This is a genomic window from Megasphaera stantonii (genome assembly GCF_025567065.1).
GTDB classification, from domain to species: Bacteria; Bacillota; Negativicutes; order Veillonellales; family Megasphaeraceae; genus Megasphaera; species Megasphaera stantonii.
Genome location: NZ_JAOQKD010000003.1, coordinates 1 through 25,851, shown reverse-complemented (window position 1 = coordinate 25,851; position 25,851 = coordinate 1). Strand labels below are relative to the sequence as shown.

Sequence of the window (25,851 nt, the reverse complement as noted above, 5' to 3'; positions counted from 1 at the left end):
CTCAGAGGCAGCTTTTCGGTAAAAGAAAAGCTGCCCGGATAGACCGGAGGTACCTTATGGAAATTATACAAAATCATAAACGACTATATCCGACGGCTATCGTCTTATACCTTAACTATCTGGTTCTTGGTGTTGCCGCATCTATTTTGGGACAGTACAAACAGGAATTTGCCGCGCAGTGGGGCGCGGCGACTTTGGCGAATGGCGCCTTTGATGCCAGCGGCGTCGTCTGGGTGTCGGCTTCATTGGGGTTAGGATGCCTGATTGGCAGTTTCGTATCAGGCCCCTTATCAGATAAGATAGGGCGGCGCATCGTGTCGGCTGTCGGCAGTATTTGTTATGCAGTTTTCTTTTTGGGCATGGTATTTTCGACTAATTTGCAGGCTGCATACGTATTCGGTCTCATTGGCGGGATTGCTAATGCTTTTTCTAACGGCGGCGTAATGCCGGCAGTTATGGAAATCTTCGTCGGCAAGACGGCTGTCGCCAGCATTTTGACGAAGCTTTTCGTTGCCATCGGTCAGTTTATTTTACCGCTGCTGATTTTGTTCGTCGCCTCGAATCACATGCCGTATACGACGTTGTTTTATGTATTCCCTGTCTTATGTGCTGTGTTGACGATATTGACCTTTGTCATGCCTTTTCCAGCAATGACTGCAGCGGACAAAAGTTCGAAAGACCAGCCCTCATTCTGGCAGGAAATAAAGGCGATTCATTTCACGCCATCCAGCATTGCCCTCATCATCATGGGCTTTACGACGACAGCGACATTTCAGATATGGGTTAACTGCAATCAGGAATTTGGACGATGGGTAGGCATGGAGAATCCGGCGATTATCCAGTCTTATTATTCTGTTGGCATTGTCGCTGCTGTATTACTCACGGCCGCTGTCGTTGATAAGTATATCAAGTCTATTCGCCTATTGCTGCTGTATCCGGCTATTGCCTTGACGATGCTCATTGTTTTGCTTTTTGTCCATCATCCGCTTATTGCTATTATCGGCGGATTTGTACTTGGATATTCGGCAGCCGGCGGCGTACTGCAGCTGGTAACGGCTGTTGTCAGCGACTTATTTCCCCATTTGAAAGGAACGATTATCAGTGTCGTCATGGTCATGTCCAGCATAGGGACATGGGTCGGCGTATCTGCTGCCGGCTCTATTGCCTCTATGGGCGGAAATAACGGGCCGGAATACGTGATCCTCTTTAATAGTGCTGTCACGTTGATGAGTGTACTATTGGCCTTGTTTGTCAATATTTCCAGCAAACGGCACGCATAATATAATAGTAGGAGCTGCCTTCAGCTCCTACTATTATTCTTGTTTTAATTTTCTGGCAATATGGTTGTATATGTGCAAGGATGTACAGCGTAACTTTCTTTTTGCTTAAGAATGTGAAAAATATAACAAATAAAGACGGCCCCGAGATAGAGAAAGGAGCAGTATAATGAATAGATGGGAACATGTGGAAAAATCTATTCCCCGAAAGACGAATAAACGCTGGTTTATGTTGTCGCTTATTTTTGTTCTTACGGCTATTAATTATTTGGACCGGACTAATATGGCTGTTGCCGCTTCCAGTATGAGTGCTGAGCTTGGTTTCAATGCTGTAACAATGGGCATGCTGTTGTCGGCGTTTGCTTGGGCGTATGCGTTTATGCAGGTTCCTGGCGGATATATACTGGAAAGACTTGGACCGCGTATTACATATGCATTGTCCTTGTTTTTCTGGTCCTTGTTTACGATGATTATGGGCTTGGGCAGCAGTTTTACCGCGCTGTTTATCATACGGATGCTCATTGGCGCTGCGGAAGCACCGGCGTTTCCGACGAATAATCGCGTCGTATCTGCATGGTTTCCTGATAGAGAACGGGCTACGGCGACATCGATCTATACTGCTGCCGAGTTTATTGGATTGGCATTTTTGACGCCAGTGCTGTTTTGGATTCTGCAGGCTTTCGGCTGGCGGGAAATTTTTTATGTGACAGGCTGTGTCGGCATTATTATCAGTTTATTTTGGTATCTTTTATATCGTGACCCTAAAGATTGCAAGGGCGTCAATGAAGCCGAACTAGCTTATATCCGTGAAGGCGGAGGGCAGGCTGAAAAGGCTGGCACGGCACAGAAGGTTACAGCAGCGCAGATCCTTGAGCTATTTAAACATCGCCAGTTATTGGGCATTTATTTAGGGCAATTTGCTAATACGAGTACAATGTATTTCTTCCTGACCTGGTTTCCTATGTATTTGGTTATGGCTAAGCAGCTTCCTATGATTCAGGCCGGGTTTTATGCCGTTATTCCTTATGCCGGAGCGCTGTGCGGCGTATTGTTGGGCGGACGTTGGTCTGATTATATGTTGCGCAACGGTTCTTCCTTGTCGAAAGCACGCAAAACGCCTATTGTTTGCGGTCTCATCTGTTCCATGTCGATTATGGCCGCAAATTACGCCGATTCCCTTACAGTGATTATCGCTATTATGGCCGTTTCTTTTTTTGGACAAGGTATGGCGGCTATTCTTTGGAGTACTGTCGGCGATATAGCTCCTGTCGAATCCATGGGCATTGCCGGCGGTGTTTTCAGCTTTGTCGGCAATTTGGCAGGCATTATTACGCCTATTGTCATTGGCTTTATCGTACATGTGACAGACTCATTTATCGGGGCTATGGTATTTATCAGCGCCGTGGCGGCTGTTGGTGTCTTTTCTCTCCTTTGTATTGTCGGCGATATTCACCGTATTGATGCATCAGAGCCTTCATGATTTACTGCCGTGCAGGGTATGCAATATGGAGTGCAGAGCTGTGATATCTAATTGTCCTGGTGCAGAGGCTTTTTTAGCCGACCCGAAGGTCAGGGCCGAGCCGAAAAGTTCGCCGCTGATACGGCTGATGACGCCTAATTTGCCCATGGACATGGTGATGATCGGTTCGTCCGGATATTGGGCTTTGACGGCTTCCGTAGCCGATAAGAGGGTGAGCACATCTTTAGCCGAATTCGGCATGCAGGCCAATTTGGCTACGTCGGCGCCCAATTGCTTCATGCCGATGAGGCGGCCCGTGATTTCGTCGAAAGACGGCGTTTTTTCGAAGTCGTGGTTGCTCATGACGACGGTGACGCCATGTTCCTTGGCGACGGCTAGGGTCTGGCGGATGCTGTCCCGATTGCGGAAGTATTCCACGTCGACGGCGTCGATTTTGCCGCTGGCGACGGCGTACTGGATTAATTCAAAGTAATAGGCTTCCGGGACGGCCGTTTCGCCGCCTTCTTCCTTCGTGCGAAAGGTGAACAAGAGAGCGCTGTCTGGGAGCTCCCTGCGGACGGCTGCCAGGGCTTCGCCGACGGCGGGAAGGGTGGTGTCTGCTAAGAAGTCGATGCGGAGTTCGACGACGTCGTACGGTTTATCTTGCAGGTAACGGCATTCCTGTATCAATTCTTCGACAGTGCGTCCGACGATGGGGACGCAGATTTTGGGCATGCCGTTGTCGAGGGCTGCGTTGCCAATAGTGATCATTATATCCTCCTTCGCGTATATCGCGTGAATGGGTTTGATGTTATTGTAGCGCATTGGCGGCGTATGGGCAATGAAAAAAGCATCTCTCGGCGGAAACTGCCGGGAGATGCTTTGGGAAACAGAAATGGCAAGCTCTGTAGGTGTGGAGAGTACGATTACCGCAGGATAGAGCCGGAAATAATCATCTGCTGTACCTGGTTTGTGCCTTCGTAGATCTGGGTGATCTTAGCGTCGCGCATGTACCGTTCTACCGGGTATTCGCGGGTGAAGCCGTAGCCGCCGAAGACCTGTACGGCGTCCGTCGTGACCTGCATAGCGATGTCGGAAGCGTATTTCTTCGCGATAGCCGCATCCATGGAGTAGGACTTCACGTCGGGCTGGCCCATCTTCCAGGCGGCTTTGTATACGGCAAGGCGAGCCGTTTCGATCTTGAGCTTCATGTCAGCGAGCATGAAGGCGATGGCCTGCTTCGTAGCGATGGGCTTGCCGAACTGAACGCGTTCTTTTGCGTATTTAACAGCTTCGTTGTACGCGCCTTCTGCAATGCCCAGAGCCTGTGCGCCGACGCCTACGCGGCCGCCGTCGAGGGTCATCATAGCGATCTTGAAGCCTTCTCCTTCCTTACCGAGGAGGTTGGCTGCCGGAACTTTGACGTTCTGGAATACGAGTTCACGCTGTACGGAAGCGCGGATACCCATTTTAACTTCTTCTTTGCCGTAGGTGAAGCCTTCCATGCCCTTTTCGACGATGAACGCGCTCATGCCTTTCGCGCCTTTGGATTTATCCGTAGCTGCGAATACGATGGTTACGTCAGCTTCGCCGCCGTTGGTGTTGAAGACCTTGGAGCCGTTGAGGACGTAGTAGTCGCCTTCTTTAACGGCCGTTGTGGAGCCATTGAGGGCGTCCGTGCCGGCGTTGGGTTCGGTCAAGCCGAAAGCGCCGAGCTTCGTACCTTCTGCCAGGGGTTTCAAATATTTTTCTTTCTGTTCCGCCGTGCCGAACTTCCAGATAGGCCAGGAGCAGAGCATGGTGTGAACTTCGAAGCTCAGGGCGATGGAGGGGTCGACTTTTGCGACTTCTTCGCAGGCAACGGCCAGGCTGAGGAAGTCGGCGCCAACGCCGCCGTTTTCTTCTTCCCAGGGAATGCCGAGGAGGCCGAGGGTGCCCATTTCATCGAGGATAGCGCGGTCGAAGACTTCTTTTTCGTCGCGTTCCTTGACCGTCGGGGCCAATTTCTTTTCAGCGAAATCTTTCGCGAGGTTTGCAATGTCTTGCTGCATTTCTGTGAGCTTAAAATCCATGAGTTGTAATTCCTCCTAAATATAAAATAAGTAAATATATGTAAACGCCAAGGCCGGCTCCTTGAAGGCGCGTAAGCCTTGGCGTTATACAACGATGTGAAAGAATTAGAGCATTTCAGAGAATGCCTGAATACGGGTACGCATCTGTTCCAAAGACGGCGATTCCAAATCGACGTCGAGAACAGTATAGCGAAGTCCTGCTTCTTCAAATTCGACTTTGTAGATAGGATAATCGAATTCTTCGGGGTCGCAGAAGCGCATCAAGCAGACGACAACAGCGTCGGCGTCGTATTTTTTCGCCATGTCGATGAGCATTTGTCCACGCGGTTTGTCCGGGTTCATGGCCAGGGGGCAGCCGTCAAAGTCCTGCCACCATTTGGCGAGCTGTTCCAACGGGTCGATGCCAGCCGGGACATCGTTGCGGTACTGGCGCGATTCCTGGGCCAAATCGTCGGCGACGACGGCCATGTTGAATTCGCTGAAGATGTCTAGGAATTCGTCCGGTTCAGCCATGATGCCCGACAGAATAATCTTCTTGCCCTTCCAGGGCTGTACCGGTTCGGCCTTTACGGCGTCGATGAGCTGACGGACTAAGGCCGTGTGTTCGGCTTTATCCATGAACCAGCGGGCTTTGATGACGTCATGGCGTTTTACCGGCGTAAAGATTTGCGGATACTGGGCGGCGACTTCGCAGAATTCGCGCATGACGCGGCGGTTTTCGTTGTAGACTTTGATTGCTTCCTGGAGAGCCATGTCGCTGATGGTTACGCCCAGGATGCGTTCCAATTCGCTGCGGACGTGTTCGTATTCGCCTTTGAGGAAATCGACGGCGGCGTCGATTTTACGGTTCTGCGGATGCGTAAATACGATGACCGGCGCTTTGCCGTGCCATTTCTGGCTCATGCAGCGGAGCGTGTCGCAGGGAACGGAGAAGATAACCGCGTCGAGACAGTCGTACGTTCCGTTGAGCTGCAATTCCATGTCGGCCTGCATGAGGGAGCAGGCGAAAGGCGGCAAATACGTGCGGGCTGCGGAAATCTGCGGTTTCTGTGCCCCGAAGAGTCCGACAGGGAGATAGCCTGCGGCGTATACGATTTCTTCCGGTGCATAGTAGGGCATAATGCCGACGAGGCCTTTGCCGGTGTTCTTTTTATATTCTAATACCGTTTTTTTCGGATGGTTTGCTACGTCTTGAAATTTGCTGATCAGTTCATCAATATGGCTCATTAGTGATTGCCTCCTTCGTTGGCTTTCTTTTCGTTCATCATTTCGCATAATGCTTCTACGCGTGTGTCAAACTGCGCTTCCGAGAAGTTGCGGGGGTCCGTCTGGTCGCCGTCGAAAATGACGTAGGGGACGCCGAGGTTCTTCTGGATGCGTTTGCCGCCTTCGTCGTTTAAGAGGCTCATGTTCTTGCAGGAGCGGTTCTGGTGCATGATGAGGCCGTCGCATTTGCCGTCGCGTACTACGCTTTCCAAGACTTCGCCGCGGCGTTCGAGACAGCAGTTGATGTACGTACGCGTATAGGCTTCGGCCATAGATTCGAGGTTGCCCGGTTCATACGAAACGTCCCACATGCCGGGATATGCCGAGCCGGTCATCAACGCGCCCTGATTCTTCAAGGCTTTGAACGTATGACCCAACGCGATCCATACGGCGATGCCTTCCCAGGTTACGCGGGTCTTTTCGTTTTCGCCAAAAGCGTATTTTTTAGCGGCTAATTTAGCGTCTAATTCTTTGATGAGCTTGTTGAAGGTGATTTCAGAGTAATTTAAGGAACGAGCCGCCACGGCCAGGCCCATGTAGTTGAACAGGTCGAAGCCGTTTAAGGGAGACGGTTTATACGTCAAATACGTGGCAATTTTGTTCCAGGCTGCGATAGAACGCTGTGTCTGTTTCTGTACTTCGAAGAATTTGTCATAGTCGAAGGGACGGCCGCATAATTCTTCGAGCTGTTTGATGGCGTGCTTGAATTCGCCGACGATATACTGTTTGGCATGTTTGGTAACGGGATATTCGTGGTTAAACGGAACGTCGATGGTAATTAAGGGAATGTTCAGTTCCTTGGCCATGTTTTCATACCATTTGAGCAAGGTGTTGCAGATGTTGTTGCAGGTCAGAATGACGTCCGGCAAGGGGATCGGCGAAGCGGGGGAGTTTTTCAGGGCTTCCGGCGTTTCACCTGTCAGGGCCTGCTGCTTGAGGAGCTCCATGTAGCCCATGTTGACGCGGCAGTACGAACAGATATCCTGGTTGTAGCCTTTGTTTTCAGCGACTTCCAGCATAGCCGGCGCGCCGTGACGGGCGCCGATGCCGGCAGCATGGGTTTCAGGATATACGATAGCAATGTCCATAGCGGTGCAGAATTCGGGAGGTGCTACGGAAGCGGACCAGCAGACGAGGCGGCCTTCTTTTTTTGCGATGCGGGCGTCTTCGTCTACTTTCGGCAGAAAATAGCCGAGAGCGTCTTTAGCGCTCATGCTTTCAATATCAATCGTTTTTTCTTCACTCATTGAGATCTCTCCTTTGTTATTTGGTGACTTTATCATAGGCAATCAATGCGGCGCCCAGTGCTCCGACTACCTGGGGGTGCAGGGCTACATTGACGGGAATGCCTAATTCTTTGGATATGGCGTCTACGACGCCGGCGTCGCGGGAACCGCCGCCGGTCATGGTAAGGTCGGGACCGACGCCGACGCGGCGGACCAAGGCGCTGGCCTTGCTGGCGATAGAGCGGTGCACGCCGGCGACGATGTCTTCCTTCGGGACGTTTTTAGACAACAGGGAAATGACTTCCGATTCGGCGAAGACCGTGCAGGTACTGCTGACCGGGGCCGGATGCTTCGATTTAAAGTACCAGTCGCCCATGTCGGACATAGGAATTTCCAATACCTTGGACATGACGTCGAGGAAGCGGCCCGTGCCGGCGGCGCATTTATCGTTCATGGCGAACTGCATGACCAGGCCTTGGGAATTTAACTTGATGGCTTTAACATCCTGTCCGCCAATGTCCAGAATCGTCGTTGTGCCGGGACATTCGAAGAGGGCTCCCTTGGCGTGGCAGGTGATTTCGCTGACTTCGCCTTTGGCGCAGTCGACGTTGAAGCGCCCATAGCCCGTCGCAATGATATGGGCCATGTCGTCCAGCCCAAGGCCCGTGCCGGAGAAGACGTCTTCCAGAACGCGTTCCGGCCCTGTCGACCCCGTGCCGATTTCCACGACAGCGTGGGATATGATATGTTTTCCATTTTCTAAAATGACGGCTTTGGACGACGACGAGCCGACGTCGATTCCAAGAGTATACATGGGTTTCATCCTTTCTGGCTTGCGTTGTTATTTTTCAAAGGGATTAGGGTTGCTGCGGTTGATCGGGGCGATGGTCTGAACATATTCGACGAGGATGCCCTGATTGGTGCTGGGGCGGCGGAAGTTGACGATGATATCGTCAGTGCCTAATACAGCTTTCTTTTCCAGCATGCAGCCGGGGCATTCTTTTTCCATATGCTGACGGACGGCTTCTACGTCGTCGACTTCAAAGGCGATATGGGCGATGCCGCCTTTACCGTCGTTGAATTTCGTCAGGACGCCTTCGCGGGGGATAATCATTTCCAGCGGCGTGCTGAATTCGCCCTTCTTCGTAAAGATGAGGTCGGCGTGATAGGCATCGACGAAGCCGGCGTAATCGACTTCAAGGCCGTTTGCCTTGATAAAGGCTTCGGCTTTTTCCATCGTCGGGAGGACGATGCCGACGTGGTGAAGGCGCATGGGATGCCATGATGTATTGAGCTTGCCGGCTTCTCCCAAGGATTCAAACGGGTTGACGTCGCGGCCCGTAATAGGAGCCGTCGTCTGAACGTATTCGACGAGAATCCCCTGATTGGTGCTGGGGCGGCGGAAGTTGACGATAATATCGTCGGTGCCTAATACGGCTTTCTTTTCCAGCATGCAGCCGGGACATTCAGCTTCCATTTCCTGGCGGACAGCTTCTACGTCGTCGACTTCGAAGGCAATATGGGCGATGCCTCCTTTGCCGTTATTGAACTTCGTCAGGACACCTTCGCGAGGGATGATCATTTCCAAAGGGCTGCTGAAAGGGCCCTTTTTGGTGAAAATCAAGTCGGCGTGATAGGCGTCGACGAAGCCGGCATAGTCGATTTCCAAGCCGTTGGCTTCGATGAAGTCGTGCGCTTTCTGCAGTGTCGGCAATACGATGCCGACGTGGTGTAATCTCATGGGTTTCATATGTATTATCTCCTTACTATCTTTAAATAATTAATTCTTTAATCCCATCGGACCCTCCTGGAAAATTCGGGCATCCATGATCTTGTAATCTTCGATAATGGGTTTAAAGTCCATGTGGGCGAGGATGTCTTTTTCTACGTCAATGCCGGGAGCGACTTCGATAAGTTTTAACCCTTTTTCGGTCAATTCAAAAACGCATCGTTCTGTGATGTAAAAGACATGCTGACCGCGGCGGGCGGCGTATGCTCCATTGAACGTAATCTGATCTACGGCATCGACAAACTTCTTTGATTTACCTTCTTGTACAATGTGTACCTTGCCATCTTCTACGGCGATTTTTAAGCCGCCGGCCGTAAAGGTACCGCAGAAGAATACGTTTGGCGTCTGCTGGGAAATATCGGGAAAACCGCCGCAGCCGGCGATGTTCGTTCCAAACTTACTGACGTTGATGTTGCCTGTTTTATCGCATTGCGCCAAGCCTAAAAAGGCCATATCCAAACCGCCGCCGTCGTAGAAATCAAATTGGTAGGTGTGATCGATGATGGCTTCGGCGTTTCGCGTTGAGCCGAATTGCGCGCCGCCCTGGGGCACGCCGCCGATGGCTCCGTTTTCCACCGTTAAGGTAATCGTATCGGAGATGCCTTCTTCATCAGCGATGGAAGCGACATATTCCGGTGCGCCTACGCCGAGATTGACGATGGCGTTTTCCTTCAGGAACAAGGCGCCGCGGCGACCGATAATTTTCTTGGCGCTCATAGGAAGCGCTTCGCTGGCTTCGCCTAAGGGGGCGCGACGTTCACCGCACAGCGTCGGATCGTATGCACAGCCAAAAGCCTGTTCATGGTCGGCTTCGTCGGCGACTACGACGTAATCGACGTAAATCCCGGGGATTTTTACGAGGCGCGGGTCCAAGTTGCCGTGTTCGACAATTTGTTTAACCTGAACGACGACGATGCCGCCGCAGTTATGAACTGCCTGGGCTACGGACGTATTTTCCAACGGAGCTACTTCTTCTTCCATCGTAATATTGCCGCATTCGTCGGCATATGTACCGCGCAGGAAGGCGACGTTGATTGGGAATGTCGGGTAGAAAAGCTGTTCCTGTCCTTCGATTTCCAACAGTTTTACAATGTCTTCCTTTGTAACGTCATTGAGCTTGCCGCCGCCTTGACGAGGATCGAGGAAGGTACCGAGACCAATATCGGTAAACACACCGATTTTATGGCCGGCCAAAGCTCGGAACCAATGAACTAACGTGCCTTGAGAGCAGTTATACGCTTCGATTTTGTTTTCTACGGCCAACTTGCCGATTGCCGGTACCGTTTGGTAGTGGCCGATAATAATACGCTTCAGCAACCCTTCGTGAGCGAGATGTTCACCGCCGCGGCCATCGCGTTTTCCCTGCGATGCGGCGTACATATACGTCAGATTTTTAGGAGAGCCTGTTTCTAAAAATCGTTTTTCCAAGGCTTTGGTCAAAGCCTCGGGATGAGCGCAGCTGACGAAGCCGATAGACGTTATGGTATCGTTATCTTTGACCAATTCGGCTGCTTGAGATGATGTGATAACTTTCACTTTTTTCATAACATAAAATTCCCCTTCCCCTTTTTGTCTTAAATCGCATAAAATACAGAACTATTGCTATATTAGAATTCTTATAGAGAACTATTTATTGGAAAATATAATTCTTTATAAGAATTATAAAAAACAAAGTTAGAAAACAATTGATAAAAAAATCACATGTTTAATTACTTGAGAGAATTATACTATGGAAAAATCAATAACGTCAAGGAATAGACAAGGAGAAGTATGGAATCTTTAGTCAATAACGATATGCAATGAAGGGAAGGAAAAGACGAATATAGCGGCGAATAAAGAAATAACGCTGCTTTTTGCCTGTATGAAAGATGGGATAAGGCGTTCGTAACGTTGTTCTGTAGTACGTGAATCTTTTCTATATATTATATTAATTTTGTACAAATATGCTGCGCTGCTGGTGGATATATGTGGTGCGGCAGTATGAGAACGCCCAGTATGCTAGCATTATATTTCTTTCTTTCTTTTTTTGAATGGTCAGAATGAAAAAAGTATATCGATTTGCTTGCGACAGGCTGTGTTTATAATATTTAAGAAGATAAATAGGCGGATATTTTGGAATAGAATCGTGTCGTGCCAAAAGCAAAGAAAAATTTAATTTATAATTCCATGGAATTCCAGAAAAGGCAACAAAATGAATTGAAAGCGTGCTGATAATGATATAATTTCATTTTAAACGCTATTTGTTGTATGACATAATAAAAAATATAGTATGGAATCGGGGCGTGAAATCCTTTTTTCTAATAAATCGTAAAAGTTTTTGTATGTGACCAGAAGATAAGGATTCGGGACAAACCTGTCGGAGAGGAGACACACATATGAATATAGACCATTTTATCTATTTCATCGAAACCGTAAAAAAACAAAGCTTTACAAAAGCAGCCGAATCGTTGTTTATCAGCCAGTCGACGATCAGCAAGGCCATTCGTTCGCTGGAAAGAGCCTATGATACGGAATCAATTGACCGGACGGCGAAAAAGTTTAAATTAACCTCTGCCGGCGAAATCTTTTACCATGGCGCCGTAAAGATCGTGTCGAATTATAAATCGGAAACGGAAGTGCTGTCGGCGCTGCTGAAATCGGCGCGGGGAACCCTGACCTTAGGCGTTCCGCCGGTTACCATTACGGTCGTATATTCTATTCTGCATCAATATCAATCCATGTATCCGGCCATTAATCTTCAGATATCTGAAGTAGGGGCGCAGACGGCCTATTCTATGGTCAAAGCCGGCGCCGTAGATATGGGTATCCTGATTCAGCCCTTTGTCGATGACGACTTCGTACAGATTCCCTTCCTGCAGTCCGAAGCCGTATGCGTCGTGCCGCCGGGACACCGCTTGGCCGAATACGATTCGGTTTCCTTCAAGCAGCTGGCGCAGGAGGATTTCTACATGCTGAATAATACGTTCATGCTTCATGACAGCATTATCAACAACTGCCATAAAGCCGGCTTTTCTCCGAACATCGTCATGGAGAGCGGGCAATGGGATTTGCTTATCGAAGCCATAAACTGCGGCAACGGGATTACCATTCTGCCCAAGCCGGTCATCGATAAGATCTGCGATGGAAAGGTCGTGCAGATTCACTTGACCGACCCGGAATTTCCCTGGATTCCGACGCTGGCCTATCGCAAGGAAAAATTCATTTCCACGCCTATGCAGCTGTTTTTAGACATGATTCAAACGTTTATAAAAAAATAAACTTGTCAATGAGTTTTTGTCCGATTGCATTATTTGCATTCATTGGACAAAAACTCATTATTTTATTGCCATAAAAAGGCAAATATGCAAAACATCAAACGTTTAACCTAGAAAGATGAATGAAAATATGAATTATTGAATGATTTTCATATAAAAAATGAAGACACGTCGTTTTACTTTGCCTCATAGAAAGTGCTATCATGAAAGCATAGAATGCATTCGTTAAATGTAAAGCGTACATTTGTCATGACTTAACTTGTTACTGTTTTCACTTTTTAAAACTTTATATTGGTAAAGGAGATGAGAGACATATGGATTTTAACATTCTCGTTATTCTGCTGAGCTTGATTGGCTTGATGACCTTTGCATACCGTGGCTTCTCCGTTATCATGATGGCTCCAATCATGGCTATCTTGGCGGCTACCTTGACTGGCCTTGACGTTATGCCTTCGTACACCGAATTGTTCATGGGCAAGGCTGTAACGTACATCAAATCGTACTTCCCGGTATTCATGTTAGGTGCTATTTTTGGTAAAGTCATGGAAGAAACTGGATTGGCCCGCGGCTTGGCCAGCGCCATCATCAATGGCTTGGGCAAAGAACCGGCTAAAGCCGTTCTCTCCATCGTATTGGCAGGTTCGATCCTGACCTATGGCGGCGTTCTCTTGTTCGTCGTTGTATTCGCAGTATATCCCTTTGCTGCGGCTCTCTTTAAAGAAGCAAATTATCCGAAACGTTTAATCCCGGTCTGCATTGCCCTCGGCGCGTTTACGGCTACGATGGACGCCTTGCCGGGCACTCCGCAGATTCAGAACGTTATTCCGACGACATATTTCGGCACGAACCTCTATGCCGGTCCTCTTGCCGGCTTCATCGGCTCGGCTATTATTTACGGCTTAGGTATTGTCTACGTAACCCATCGTTTGAAAGCTGCGATTGCCAAGGGCGAAGGCTACGGCAACCACACGACAAACGAACCGGTTATCGATCCGAACGCAAGATTGTTCCCCTGGTATGTTGCCTGCCTGCCGTTGGTAACGGTATTGGTCGTCAACTTCGCCATTACGGAATTGGTTACGTGGAACCCGGCTATTTTGGAACCCTTCCATTCCATGAAGGGCGTTCCCCTTGTAGCTGCTAAGGTTCAGAACGTAGCTAGTATCTGGGCCCTTATCATCGCTCTCGTAAGCGGTATTTTGGTAGCCTTGGTTGTCGGCTGGCGCGAAATCAAGACGGTCGACGGCATGTCCAAGATCCTCAACGCCGGTGCTATCGGCTCCCTGCTCGCTATTATGAACACGGCATCCGAAGTTGGTTATGGTAACGTTATCTCCCAGCTTCCGGGCTTCGCTGAAGTTGCTAACTTCCTCATCGGCATCCATATCGGCGGCACGCCGCTCGTATCTGAAGCTGTCAGCGTAACGGTACTGGCCGGTATTACAGGCTCCGCTTCCGGCGGTTTGGCTATCGCCTTGGAACTGATGGCTCAGGATTGGCTCGCTTGGGGTCAGTCTATCGGTATGGGTCCGGAAATCCTCCACCGCGTCGCCTCCATGGCTTCCGGCGGTTTGGATACCTTGCCTCATAATGGCGCGGTTATCACGCTGCTCGCAGTTTGCGGCCTGACCCATAAAGAATCGTATAAAGATATCTTTGCGATTACGGTATTGAAGACCTTCACTGTATTCGTCATCATCTTTATCTACTCTGTAACAGGGCTCCACTAAACGATTTATATATAGACGTTTGTTGAAGTATAGAATGGGAGGAGATGCTCATCATGGCAAAATTTGTAACGGCTGCTGAAGCGGTTCAGCAGATTAAAGATGGTTCCATGTTAGCAACGAGCGGTTTTGTCGGTGGCTTGCTTGCAGAAGCCGTATTGAAGGAAATCCAGGCTTCGTTTAAAGCCAACGGCACGCCGAAGGATTTGTCTATCGTATATGCGGCTGGTCAGGGCGACAGCGGCGAACGCGGCCTGAACCACCTCGGCGAAGAAGGTTTGATGAAACGCATTATCGGCGGTCATTTCAACTTGTCCCCGCGTCTCGGCGAATTGATCAACAACAATAAGGTAGAAGCCTACAACCTGCCGCAGGGTACGATTTCCCAGTGGTTCCGCGACATCGCGGGCCGCCGTCCCGGCACGATTACCAAAGTAGGTCTCCGTACCTTCGTCGATCCCCGTGTAGAAGGCGGCAAAATCAACGATGTAACGAAGGAAGATATCGTTGAAGTTATTGAATTGGGCGGCGAAGAATGGCTCTGGTATCATCCGCACAAAATTGATGTAGCTATCATCCGCGGCACGACAGCCGACGAAGACGGCAACGTTACGATGGACGGCGAAATCGGCACGGGCGAAGCCTTGGCTATCGCTGAAGCAGCTAAAGCCTGCGGCGGCATCGTTATCGTTCAGGTAAAAGATGTAGCAGCTAAGAATACGCTGGACCCGAGAGACGTTAAGATCCCCGGCGTAATCGTCGACTATGTCGTAAAAGCTGACGAAGCTGACCATATGATGACTTGGGATTATGCGTACAACCCGGCATTCAACGGCGATGTAAAAGTTCCTCTGGATTCGGTAGCTCCGCTGAAACTGAACAACCGCAAGATCATTGCCCGCCGCTGCGCTATGGAACTGATTCCCGACGCAGTTGTAAACCTCGGTATCGGCATGCCTGAAGGCGTTTCCATCGTTGCCGCTGAAGAAGGCATCGACAGCATGGTACTGACGACAGAAGCAGGCACTATCGGCGGCGTACCGGCCGGCGGCCTGAGCTTCGGCGCAGCCACGAACGCCTCGGTTATCCTCGACCAGCCGTACCAGTTTGACTTCTATGACGGCGGCGGCGTAGACCTGGCAATCCTCGGCTTGGCTGAATCGGACGTCAACGGCAACATCAACGTAAGTAAGTTCAACGGCCGTGTAGCAGGCTGCGGCGGCTTCATCAACATCACGCAGAACTCCAAGAAGGTAATCTTCTGCGGCACCTTCACAGCCGGCGGCCTGAAGGAAGAAGTCAAAGACGGCAAACTGGTCATCACGAGCGAAGGCCGGAATAAGAAGTTCCTGAATCAGGTAGAACAGGTAACGTTCAGCGGCGCCTATGCAAATGCCGTAGGACAGCCCGTACTGTACGTCACGGAACGCGCCGTATTCAAGCTGACTCCGGAAGGCTTGGAACTGATCGAAGTGGCACCGGGCATCGACATCGAAAAAGACGTATTGGCATACATGGACTTCAAGCCCATCGTCAAAGACGTCAAGCTGATGGACGCTCGTATCTTTGAAGACAAACCCATGGGTTTGGAACTGTAATATGCAGTTATATACTTCACAAAGAGAGGAGATGAAAAAATGGCACGTGATGTAAAATATGAAGATATTAAGATCGGTGATAAAGCATCCGTATCGAAGACGATTTCCGAATTCGACGTATATGCCTTTGCCGGCGTAACGACAGACTTCAATCCCGTCCACATCAACAAAGAATTCGCTAAGAATTCCATGTTCAAACAGCGCATTGCCCACGGCATGATTTCTGCAGGTTTGATTTCGGCCGTACTGGGCACGGAGCTGCCAGGCGTGAACACGATTTACATGAATCAGTCCCTCAGCTTCCTGGCACCGGTATTCTACGGTGACACGCTGACAGCGACGGTAGAATGCAAGGAAAAAGACGATGCAAAACACCGCATTATCTTCAAGACGACTGTCACCAACCAGGACGGCAAAGTCGTCACCGACGGCGAAGCTCGCGTCATGAAAAAATAAGACGAGCTGCTGTCAAAGGTAGTACCCGGACATAGAATCCAAAGCCGATGATTCACCGCTTACATGTTTCACCGACGGGATGTCCGGTCTGTAGTAAACGAAAACAACCTTTTAAGTGCTTACAAGCTCTTGCCAACTTGTTATGGCTATGGCCGGCAGGTTGGCAAGAGTTTTTTTATACGAAAAAGCCCTCGTGCTCTATGGATAGATTTCATAGAACGCGGGGGCCTTTGGTATTATGCTTATGTCGCCGTATGCTGTAGGCGCTGCAAAATCGTGTGGTAGCAATGGGCTGAGAAGGGAACGGGAATATGCAGTTCGTCAGCCGTTTTTACCAAGTATCCGCTGAAGGTTTCCAGCTCGCTTTGACGGCCCTGCATGATATCGCGGGCCAGGGAGCTGGAGACGTCTTTATCCTTTTGGCGCATGACGCGGTCGTAAATTTCCTCGGGAAGGGTTGGCGAGAGGGCGATGCCCAATGCCTTGCCGACGGCATAGGCCTCATCCAGGAGGATACGGAACTCCTCTTTGCCCTTGGGCTGGGAAAAGACGTAGCCGATCGTCCCTTCGTAATAGGACGTAATGACATTGTAGGCGCAGTTTGTAATGTATTTGTTCCAGATTTCCGCCGTAATATCGTCGGAGAGTCGGCACGTCAGGCCTTCGCAGTTGAGCACGTCGTAGGCGCGCTGCGCCGCTTCCTTATCGTCGGAGCCGATGAACAGACGGGCGAAGGTTCCCGATTGGCGTATAGAAAAATCTGCTTCATAGGCTGACGTAATGTAAATCGTCGTGTCGACGATGGGACATTTCGGCAGGATCTTTTTCGCCGCGGCGCCATGGTCGACGCCGTTTAAAATCAAGACGACGACGGTATGCCGGCCGACACAGGGACGAATTGCCGTCAGCGCGTCGGCAAGGGAGTAATTTTTTACGCAGACAAATATCATGTCTGGTATGCCAGCTGTCGACGGGTCGTCGGTCACGGCGGGAAAGGCCGTATGCTCTCCGAATACGTCGCTGTGGAGGACGAGGCCCTTTTTCAGCAGCGCTTCTTTGCGCGGTCCCCGGGCGATCAGCGTGACGTCGGAGTAGGCGGCGCATAATACAGATGCGACGTAGCCGCCGACGCCGCCGATGCCTGTTACCATCAGTTTCATTTTCCTACCTCCCGTTTCAGCAGCTCTTGATAAAACCGTTTGGACACGGGTGCCGGCACGCCTAGCCGGTCGGCCAGGCGGACGAGATGGCCGCTGAACGTCTCAAGCTCCGTCGGCTTATGAGCCATGGCGTCTCGGGCCATGGAGCTCGTCGCGTCGGCGTTGCGGTAATGCATCATGTCTTCGAAAATCTCTGCCGTCAGTCCGGAAGGGAGCTGTACGCCATCGGCTATGGCTACGGCATAGGCTTCGTCGAGAAGGAACCGAAACTCTGCCAGCCGTTCCGGATGCTCCAGCAGTCCTCGTGTCGTACAGGTGTAATAGGCCGTAATCGTGTTGTAGGCGCAGTTTATGATGTATTTTTTCCATACTTCGCTTTTCATATCCTGGGGAATCGTACATTCCATGGCCTGTTCGTGATGCAGCAAGCGGCAGACCAGGGCTGCGGCGTCGCGGTCGGGGCTGTCTGCGCGCATGCGGACGTAGGGGCTGGCGTGGCAGATGGCGTATTCGCCGTCGTAGGATGATGTGATGTAAATAAGCGAATTTACGACTCGGCCCGCAGGAAGGGCGGCCCGGGTCCGGTCGGCATGGTCGATGCCGTTCATGACGGGGACGACTACGGTGTGCTCGTCGACGCATGGGCGAAGGGCGGCCAGGGCTTTGTCCAGGGAAAAGGTTTTTACGCAGACAAAAATTACATCCTGAATGCCAACGTCGGCCGGGCAGTCTGTCACGGCGGGATGATAGGTTTGTTCTCCTAAGACGGCGCTGTGGACGACCAATCCCCGCTGTTCCAGGGCCTTCTTCCGTTCGCCCCGGGCGATCAGCGTGACGCTGCCGGGATAATAGCGGCAGAGAACGGCGGCAATGTAGCCGCCGACGCCGCCAATGCCTGATACCATTAATTTCATAACGTATTCACCTTCTTAATCAGCGTGTATGTAGTAATAAAAAGGCGGAATGCCTAGAGCCGGGACGTTTTCGTCTCGATAACCGCCTGTATTTCCTGCAGGAAGCCTTCTATCTGAGGCGTCATGACCTTGTTGGCGTGGAGTACCGTCTGGACGTACGAGCTGTCGCAAAAGTCGGTGATCGGCAGGATGACGACGTCGCCCTGCTTGGCTGCCTGCACGACGGTGTACTGGGGCAGGACCGATAAAAAATTGCCCTTGCTGACGAGGCGCGTTGCCGTGTTGGCGCTTTGCAGCGTCAAGAATGGGCGAAGGGTAATATTCTGGGCGGACATGGCGCTCTGAAAGGTGACGATGTAGGGAGCTGTCAATTCCATCAAGATGAACTCCTCGTCTTTTAAATCGCTCAGGGTCAGAGAGTTCTGCCGGCACAGGTGATTGCCGGGATTGGCGATGACGACGATGTCTTCCTTTCGGGAATACCACGTGTGCCACTGTGTTTTCGGCAGGGGCTCGGCAATGAGGCAGGCGAAGTCAAGAACGCCGGTCTGCATCCGATTTTTCAGGGTCGCCGTATCGTCGACGACTAACTCGACTTTGACGTTGGGAAAGTGCTGATGATACCGGAGAAGGGATGATTCGAACAGGATTTCGTACAGCGATTCTACCATGCCGATGCGCAGGGTGCCGCCGAGGGATTCCTTGGATTTCAGGAAATTTTCCATCAGCAAAGCCGTCGCGACGATTTTCTGGGCGTAGGGAATCAGCTCCTCGCCATGCTGAGTCAGCGTGACCTGGCGGCCGATGCGGTTGAATAAGGGCGCGCCGACCTCCCGTTCCAGCTGCTGAATCTGCGCGCTGACGTTGGACTGGGAATAGCCGAGGATTTTCGCCGCCTGCGTGAAGTTTTTTATAGAAACGACTTGAAGAAAGGTATTTAAGTTTCGTATTTCCATAATTTATAATCTCTCCTTCATATGACTAGTATGCAAGATTTTCTTTTCTCCGTCAATGATTTTTATAAAATATTGAAAAGTGGCTTACATCAGGCTTGACAATCAAAAATATTGATTAAAGCGATTAATTCCATTTGTTATACAGATATAGAATTGTACGTTATAATAAAGCCATTGAAGACTATTTTTTATTAGTTGGAGGGATTTTCATGGCAAAAAAAATGATGACCATGGACGGCAATACCGCTGCCGCTTATGTGTCCTACGTGTTTACTGATGTTGCCGCTATTTATCCTATTACGCCTTCTTCCACGATGGCGGAAAAAATGGACGAATGGGCGACTAAGGGCGTTAAGAACATGTTCGGACAAGTTGTCCGCGTTCAGGAAATGCAGGCTGAAGGCGGCGCTGCCGGCGCTGTTCACGGCTCTTTGCAGGCAGGCGCTTTGACGACGACCTACACGGCTTCTCAGGGCTTGCTCCTTATGATTCCGAATATGTACAAAATCGCCGGCGAATTGCTCCCGGGCGTATTCCACGTTGCAGCTCGTGCTCTCGGCACGAACACCTTGTGCATTTTCGGCGACCAGCGCGACGTCATGGCTTGCCGTCAGACCGGCTTTGCTATGCTGGCTGAAGGCAGCGTTCAGGAAGTTATGGACTTGTCGGCTGTCGCTCACTTATCGGCAATTAAAGGCCGCGTTCCGTTCCTCAACTTCTTCGACGGCTTCCGCACGTCTCATGAAATTCAAAAAATCGAAGCCTTCGACTACGACGATTTGGCAAAATTAGTCGACATGGACGCTGTTAAAGAATTCCGCGACCGCGCTACCAACCCGGATCATCCGACGACGAAGGGCACGCTGCAGAACTCGGATATCTACTTCCAGCAGCAGGAAGTACAGAACAAGTACTACGAAGCGCTGCCGGATATCGTTGAAGACTACATGGAAAAAATTTCCGCTCTCACGGGCCGGGAATACCATCCCTTCAGATACTACGGCGCTCCCGACGCAGACCGCATGATTATCGCTATGGGTTCCTTGACGGATGCTATCGAAGAAACGGTAGACTTCCTCAACAAACGCGGTGAAAAAGTCGGCCTCCTGGCAGTTCACCTCTATCGCCCGTTCTCGGAAAAATACTTCTTCAAATATATTCCGGAAACGGTTACGAAGATCGCTGTTCTTGACCGCACGAAAGAACCGGGCTCCGTTGCTGAACCGCTGTACCTCGACGTCAAGGGCGTATATGCCGGCAAGGAAAAACAGCCTCTTATCGTAGGCGGCCGCGCTGGCCTCGGCGGAAAAGACACGACTCCGACCCACATTCTTTCCGTATTCGAAAACTTGAAGCTCGACCAGCCGAAAGATCAGTTCACTATCGGCATCGTCGACGACGTTACCTACACGTCCCTGCCCCTCGGCGAAGACATCGACACGACGCCGGAAGGCACGACGGCCTGCAAGTTCTGGGGCCTTGGCTCCGACGGCACGGTCGGCGCCAACAAGAGCGCTGTTAAGATTATCGGTGACCACACGGATATGCACGCTCAGGCTTACTTTGCCTATGACTCCAAGAAATCCGGCGGTATTACCGTATCTCACCTCCGCTTCGGCAAAAAACCGATCAAATCGACGTACCTCATCAACAAAGCTGCTTTCGTTTCCTGTTCGCAGCAGTCGTACGTACATAAATACAACGTATTGTCCGGCCTGAAGAAAGGCGGCAGCTTCCTCCTGAACACCCTCTGGACTCCGGAAGAACTGGACGCGAACCTGCCGGCTTCGATGAAACGCTACATCGCGCAGAACGATATTCAGTTCTACACGATCGACGCTGTAAACATCGCTCAGAAAATCGGCTTAGGCGGCCGCTTCAACATGATCATGCAGGCTGCGTTCTTCAAGATCGCCGACATCATTCCTATTGACGATGCTGTTAAATACCTGAAAGACGCTGTCGTTTCCTCGTACGGCAAAAAAGGCCAGAAAGTCGTCGACATGAACAACGCCGCTATCGACAATGGCGTAACAGGCATCGTAAAAATCGACGTTCCGGCCAGCTGGGCTGACGCTGCCGATGAAGCTGCTCCTGTCAAAGACGTTCCCGAATTCGTTACGAAGATTTTGGAACCGGTCAACGCACAGGAAGGCGACTCCTTGCCGGTCAGCACGTTCATCGGCCTGGAAGACGGCGCATTCCCGCAGGGCACGGCTGCTTATGAAAAACGCGGCGTTGCTATCAACGTACCGGAATGGGATGCAGAAAAATGTATCCAGTGCAACCAGTGTTCCTTCGTCTGCCCGCACGCAGCTATTCGTCCGGTTCTCTTGACGGATGAAGAAGTCGCCGCTGCTCCGGCCGGCCTCAAGACGAAACCGGCTGTCGGCGTTCCCGGCATGCACTTCACCATGGCTGTCAGCGTCCTCGACTGCTTAGGCTGCGGCAGCTGCGCTCAGGTTTGCCCGGCTAAGGAAAAAGCCCTGGAAATGAAACCCTTCGGTTCTCAGGAAGAAAAAGCTCCCCTCTGGGATTATGCCGTCAATCTCCCTGCTAAGAAGAACCCCATGAATAAATTCACCGTTAAAGGCAGCCAGTTCGAACAGCCGCTGCTCGAATTCTCCGGCGCCTGCGCAGGCTGCGGCGAAACGCCGTATGCAAAACTCATTACGCAGCTCTTCGGCGACCGCATGATGGTTGCTAACGCTACGGGCTGCTCCTCCGTATGGTCCGGCAGCGTACCGTCCATGCCGTACACGACGAACGAAGCAGGCCACGGCCCGGGCTGGGCGAACTCCTTGTTCGAAGACAACGCCGAATTCGGCTTGGGCATGTTCTTGGCTACGCAGCAGGTTCGCGAAAAAATGGCTATGGATATTCAGGAAGCCATCGACAACCCGAATACGCCGGCCGACGCGAAAGCCGTATTCCAGGAATGGCTCGACAATAAGGACGTAAGCGAAGGCACGCGCGAACGGGCTGACAAAGTTGTCGCCGTCGTAGAAGCAGCTAAGGACGTATGCCCGATCTGCAAACGCATCTATGAACGCCGCGACAATTTGGTAAAACGCAGCCAGTGGATCTTAGGCGGCGACGGCTGGGCTTATGACATCGGCTTCGGCGGCTTGGACCACGTATTGGCTCAGGGCGAAAACGTCAACGTCTTCGTATTCGATACGGAAGTTTACTCCAACACGGGCGGTCAGTCCTCCAAAGCTACGCCGACCTCGGCTATCGCTAAGTTCGCAGCTGGCGGCAAGAAGACGAGAAAGAAAGACTTGGGCCGCATCGCTATGACCTATGGCTATGTATACGTCGCTCAGGTTGCCTTGGGCGCCGACAAGAACCAGTGCCTGAAAGCGATTCAGGAAGCTGAAGCTTATGACGGCCCGAGCTTGATCATCGGCTATGCACCGTGCATCAACCACGGCATCAAAGCCGGTATGGCCAACAGCCAGATCGAAGCTAAGAAAGCCGTTGAAGCTGGCTACTGGCACCTGTATCGCTACAACCCGGCTCTGAAAGCTGAAGGCAAGAATCCGTTCATCCTCGATTCTAAAGAACCGGTCAGCGACATTAAAGACTTCCTCATGGGCGAAGTCCGCTATGCATCGCTGAAGACTGTATTCCCTGAAAAGGCCGACGAATTCTTCGAAAAGACGGCGGAAGACATGAAAGACCGTCTCGAAGCATACAAGACCTTGGCTGGAAAATAAGCCGATACGCTAGTGTATAACTCTATTTGCTCATAGAATCACATACAGCAGAACACGCCTTATCCTTCGGGATAGGGCGTGTTTTGTTTGTTGCTGTATAGACATGATGAAGGGGCTTGCTGCACGTGTGACGTGCGGCAAGCCCCTTGCATCTCTGGAAGAATGTGTCTTTACTGCTTCGGCAATGTGGCCAGGCGATGAGTGTTGACGAACATGTCTTTGATATTTTTGAATTGAATCGTGTCAATGCTGATTTCCTTTGCTTCCCCTTGGGGAGAGTAGACCTGCAGCAATTCCGCTTTTAGATCGTACGTGTTATCGCGCTTATTGCCGTGAAGCGTCGCCGAATATTCGTTGATCTGACGGATGACCTGATTCTGCTGGAAAGTCATGGCATCCAAGGTGCTGTTGTACTTTTCTACATACAGCGTGCAGGAAATATTTTCGATGCTGTTGGGGAAGTCCCGGGTCTGCATACTCTTTATGGAATCCATGTCGACGTATACGACGCCGTCGGGCTGAGTGCTTACGACGCGGTACCGGTCGGGATTATTCAGCAATGTCGTCGAATCCATCGCGCCGACGGCGGCGCAGCCCATCAGGAGCGTCCCGGCCATTGCGACGGCAGTTAAGATTTTTTTCATAGCATATCACTATCCTTTCTAAAATCCTTGTGAGTGCATTATAACATAAAGTCTGCCTTAGGAATAGAGATGCGGCGAAACTGTAACAAAACAGTGACATGACGAAGGCCGCGCCTGGGATTTTATTATATTTTCAGCTCTAATCTCTTTACAAAGGGCTCGTGTATTTGATATACTTAATAAGTACTACAACATGCGGGTGTAATTCAGTGGTAGAATACGAGCTTCCCAAGCTTGGTACGAGGGTTCGATCCCCTTCATCCGCTCCATACAGATACTGACTGGCCTCACGGGTATTTGCCGTGAGGCCATATTTTATGCCCAAAAGGCCATAAGGATTCTCCCTGTTTCATACTTACTGGTGTTCCTCCTTGATACAATAACAGCCCTGTCGGATATCCGGCAGGGCCTATTTGCATGGGCAGTTATATTTTGTGTGCAGATACTGCGCAAGCAAGTGTTACAGGAAATCACTGCGCAGAGGTCTTTTTCGAGTTCATCAGTGTCGTTCTTGAATGGTGTTTTTATACAGAAAATCTTCCTATTTTCAGCATATTAGCTGACATATTGCATATACATGTAAGAATTATAGCTTAATATATAATTTTATGCTGTATATGTATCATTTCTAGGCGAATATAAAGCATATCTAGGAGAACTGTAAAAACAAAAAACGTGCCATAATAATATGTGTATAAGGAATAAAATGTAAAAAATCACGATACTTCTATGCAAATTCTTTATACAGTATCCCCAATTTCTTTTTTACTGGGACACTCGTCTGTCTCCTTCGTTTTCTATAATAAAGGCAGAAACAGCACATCAGACACTATCAGACGAAAGGAGGAACGATTCATGGAAGGCTCGAAACAGGAACGAATGCTGGAAATCTTTTTCCGGGGATTGCGCGGCGAAGATATATCCATACAAAAGCTAGCTGTGCAGTACGGTGTATCTACCAAGAGCATCAGTCGCACGATAAACGACATCAAGGCTTTTCTGGCCGATCACCGGGAGCTCGTCGGCAATACGGAATTACAGTATTCCCACCGCGACAAATGTTACCGCCTGCGGATGGATGAATTTCTGACCAATCAGGAATTATTCGCGCTGATAGAAGTCGTCATCGGAGCCAGAGCCTTTTCCAAAGAAGAACTCCTTCTCCTGACATCGAAGCTCAAAGCCTTCACGACGACGGACGACAGGGCCAAGCTAAGCGAACTTATCCGCAAGGAGCTGTACCATTACACGGCGGTCAAGCACGACTGCGAAAGCGTGCAGGATATGCTCTGGCAGCTCGTGCGCTGCATTACGGAAAAGCGGGAAATTACCGTCGAATACTTCCGTTCCGATCGGGCCCATACAGTGCATCGCCTGCGTCCGGCGTCGGTCATGTTTACGGATTTCTATTTTTACCTCATTGCCTTCGGTACCGACGGCGATACGGAAAAGCCCCTGTATTTCCGCGTAGACCGCATCAAGCACCTGACCGTTCACCGTCGGAAATTTACGACAGACGACGCGCCGGCCTTCGACGAAGGATTGCTCCGCCAACGCAGCCTGTTCATGTGGCCGGGGAAGTTACGCACCATCCGGTTTGCTTACACCGGCGTATCGGTGCAGGCCGTCCTCGATAAGCTGCCGACGGCGCGGGTCATCGACCGCATAGGTCGGACGCATATCGTCGAAGCCGAAGTATACGGCGAGGGCATCGTCATGTGGCTCCTCAGCCAGGGCCCATGGATCAAAGTGCTGGAACCGCAGGACTTTGTGGAAACGGTGAAAGAAAAACTGACGGAAACATTGTCACAGTATACTGAGACGACTGTATAAATTATGGTGAAATCTGAAAAAAGGAAGGTATTCCCATGGATCAAAAAGACATGCTCTACAAGCTGATCGGAGCACGAATACGATACTATAGAACCCTCAACGGCCTCAACCAAAGAGAACTAGCCAAACGGGTTCACCTCAGCGAAAGTGCCATCGGCAGGATAGAGCGGGGAGATTACAATGAAAGCATTTCCCTGTCTACGTTGGTAGATATTGCCAATGGCTTAAAAATCGACGTGCAGCGGCTGCTGACGATGGATGAGGACGAGGAACGGCTGCTGGGATGGAAATAAGATGTTACAGCGACAAGTATTGTCGTTGCAGGATAGTATAATGTAGTTATGACTATGGAATAGTTCAATAAGTTAATATAAAATTTGTTTTAAGGAAAATGTTATGGTTAATTGTAAAATGAATTTGAACAGGTAATCAAAAAAACAAAAATCCATAGTGAAGCTTCATGTTAAAATGGTTTTGCGAGAAATCATCAACAAAGGAGCA

At 50.4% G+C, this 25,851-nt stretch carries 20 protein-coding genes and 1 tRNA gene; 10 read left to right on the top strand and 11 right to left on the bottom strand.

What is annotated here, in order from left to right; genetic code table 11:
- Positions 1-56: 56 nt before the first annotated feature.
- Both OCV58_RS02970 and OCV58_RS02965 read left to right on the top strand, forming a co-directional pair.
- Positions 57-1,280, top strand: a complete 1,224-nt coding sequence (locus OCV58_RS02970) for an MFS transporter (protein ID WP_107195773.1) — start codon at positions 57-59, stop codon at positions 1,278-1,280.
- Positions 1,281-1,446: 166 nt separating this feature from the next.
- Positions 1,447-2,757: an MFS transporter gene (locus OCV58_RS02965; protein ID WP_154876910.1), complete on the top strand. Its 1,311-nt coding sequence runs from the start codon at positions 1,447-1,449 to the stop codon at positions 2,755-2,757.
- Here the strand turns inward: OCV58_RS02965 and aroD are convergent.
- The 7 genes from aroD to OCV58_RS02930 all read right to left on the bottom strand — a co-directional run bounded on the left by aroD (position 2,752) and on the right by OCV58_RS02930 (position 10,634).
- Complete coding sequence (gene aroD / locus OCV58_RS02960) at positions 2,752-3,507, bottom strand: type I 3-dehydroquinate dehydratase (protein ID WP_154876909.1); 756 nt, start codon at positions 3,505-3,507, stop codon at positions 2,752-2,754. The two genes, OCV58_RS02965 and aroD, sit on opposite strands and share 6 nt — an antisense overlap.
- Before the next feature lie 155 nt (positions 3,508-3,662).
- On the bottom strand, positions 3,663-4,808 hold the full coding sequence (locus tag OCV58_RS02955) for an acyl-CoA dehydrogenase (protein ID WP_087478521.1): 1,146 nt from the start codon (positions 4,806-4,808) through the stop codon (positions 3,663-3,665).
- Positions 4,809-4,913: 105 nt separating this feature from the next.
- Complete coding sequence (locus OCV58_RS02950; RefSeq protein ID WP_154876908.1) at positions 4,914-6,035, bottom strand: 2-hydroxyacyl-CoA dehydratase subunit D; 1,122 nt, start codon at positions 6,033-6,035, stop codon at positions 4,914-4,916.
- A complete protein-coding gene (locus OCV58_RS02945) occupies positions 6,035-7,321 on the bottom strand; it encodes a 2-hydroxyacyl-CoA dehydratase subunit D (RefSeq protein WP_087478519.1) in 1,287 nt (428 codons plus the stop codon). Before OCV58_RS02945 ends, OCV58_RS02950 begins: the two co-directional genes overlap by 1 nt.
- Positions 7,322-7,337: 16 nt before the next feature.
- Positions 7,338-8,114 (bottom strand): acyl-CoA dehydratase activase, encoded by a 777-nt coding sequence (locus OCV58_RS02940; RefSeq protein ID WP_154876907.1) that lies wholly within the window; start codon positions 8,112-8,114, stop codon positions 7,338-7,340.
- Positions 8,115-8,141: 27 nt separating this feature from the next.
- Positions 8,142-9,050 (bottom strand): VOC family protein, encoded by a 909-nt coding sequence (locus OCV58_RS02935; RefSeq protein ID WP_154876906.1) that lies wholly within the window; start codon positions 9,048-9,050, stop codon positions 8,142-8,144.
- Positions 9,051-9,080: 30 nt separating this feature from the next.
- On the bottom strand, positions 9,081-10,634 hold the full coding sequence (locus tag OCV58_RS02930) for an acyl CoA:acetate/3-ketoacid CoA transferase (RefSeq protein ID WP_087478516.1): 1,554 nt from the start codon (positions 10,632-10,634) through the stop codon (positions 9,081-9,083).
- Positions 10,635-11,464: 830 nt separating this feature from the next.
- Between OCV58_RS02930 and OCV58_RS02925 the strand changes: the two genes are divergently transcribed.
- The 4 genes from OCV58_RS02925 (at position 11,465) to OCV58_RS02910 (ending at position 16,124) form a co-directional block, all read left to right on the top strand.
- Complete coding sequence (locus OCV58_RS02925) at positions 11,465-12,346, top strand: LysR family transcriptional regulator (protein WP_154876905.1); 882 nt, start codon at positions 11,465-11,467, stop codon at positions 12,344-12,346.
- A gap of 311 nt (positions 12,347-12,657) precedes the next feature.
- Complete coding sequence (locus OCV58_RS02920) at positions 12,658-14,073, top strand: GntP family permease (RefSeq protein WP_095630423.1); 1,416 nt, start codon at positions 12,658-12,660, stop codon at positions 14,071-14,073.
- 53 nt (positions 14,074-14,126) lie between these two features.
- Positions 14,127-15,668, top strand: a complete 1,542-nt coding sequence (locus OCV58_RS02915; protein WP_154876904.1) for an acyl CoA:acetate/3-ketoacid CoA transferase — start codon at positions 14,127-14,129, stop codon at positions 15,666-15,668.
- A 39-nt stretch (positions 15,669-15,707) separates the two neighbouring features.
- Positions 15,708-16,124 (top strand): MaoC family dehydratase, encoded by a 417-nt coding sequence (locus OCV58_RS02910; protein WP_087478693.1) that lies wholly within the window; start codon positions 15,708-15,710, stop codon positions 16,122-16,124.
- Positions 16,125-16,366: 242 nt separating this feature from the next.
- Here OCV58_RS02910 and OCV58_RS02905 read toward each other — a convergent pair whose 3' ends face one another.
- From OCV58_RS02905 to OCV58_RS02895, 3 genes are read right to left on the bottom strand one after another with little or no spacing between them, the layout of a single operon-like run.
- Entirely contained in the window at positions 16,367-17,284 is a 918-nt protein-coding gene (locus tag OCV58_RS02905; protein WP_154876903.1) for a ketopantoate reductase family protein, read from the bottom strand.
- Positions 17,281-18,198, bottom strand: a complete 918-nt coding sequence (locus OCV58_RS02900; RefSeq protein ID WP_154876902.1) for a ketopantoate reductase family protein — start codon at positions 18,196-18,198, stop codon at positions 17,281-17,283. The genes OCV58_RS02905 and OCV58_RS02900 overlap by 4 nt, the downstream gene beginning before the upstream one ends.
- Before the next feature lie 53 nt (positions 18,199-18,251).
- Positions 18,252-19,154, bottom strand: coding sequence for a LysR family transcriptional regulator (locus OCV58_RS02895; RefSeq protein WP_154876901.1), 903 nt, complete (start codon positions 19,152-19,154; stop codon positions 18,252-18,254).
- 209 nt (positions 19,155-19,363) lie between these two features.
- Here OCV58_RS02895 and nifJ point away from each other — a divergent pair, with 209 nt between their 5' ends.
- Positions 19,364-22,873: a pyruvate:ferredoxin (flavodoxin) oxidoreductase gene (gene nifJ, locus OCV58_RS02890; protein WP_154876900.1), complete on the top strand. Its 3,510-nt coding sequence runs from the start codon at positions 19,364-19,366 to the stop codon at positions 22,871-22,873.
- Positions 22,874-23,043: 170 nt separating this feature from the next.
- Here nifJ and OCV58_RS02885 read toward each other — a convergent pair whose 3' ends face one another.
- Positions 23,044-23,517, bottom strand: coding sequence for a hypothetical protein (locus OCV58_RS02885; RefSeq protein ID WP_154876899.1), 474 nt, complete (start codon positions 23,515-23,517; stop codon positions 23,044-23,046).
- Positions 23,518-23,712: 195 nt separating this feature from the next.
- Between OCV58_RS02885 and OCV58_RS02880 the strand changes: the two genes are divergently transcribed.
- The 3 genes from OCV58_RS02880 (at position 23,713) to OCV58_RS02870 (ending at position 25,643) form a co-directional block, all read left to right on the top strand.
- A tRNA-Gly gene (locus tag OCV58_RS02880) sits at positions 23,713-23,786 on the top strand.
- 586 nt (positions 23,787-24,372) lie between these two features.
- Positions 24,373-25,350 carry a helix-turn-helix transcriptional regulator gene (locus OCV58_RS02875; RefSeq protein WP_267312765.1) on the top strand — a complete coding sequence of 326 codons (978 nt, stop codon included), beginning with the start codon at positions 24,373-24,375 and terminating at the stop codon, positions 25,348-25,350.
- A 35-nt stretch (positions 25,351-25,385) separates the two neighbouring features.
- The gene (locus OCV58_RS02870) at positions 25,386-25,643 is read left to right on the top strand and encodes a helix-turn-helix domain-containing protein (RefSeq protein ID WP_154876897.1); all 258 of its coding nucleotides are present in this window, start codon (positions 25,386-25,388) and stop codon (positions 25,641-25,643) included.
- Positions 25,644-25,851: the final 208 nt, after the last annotated feature.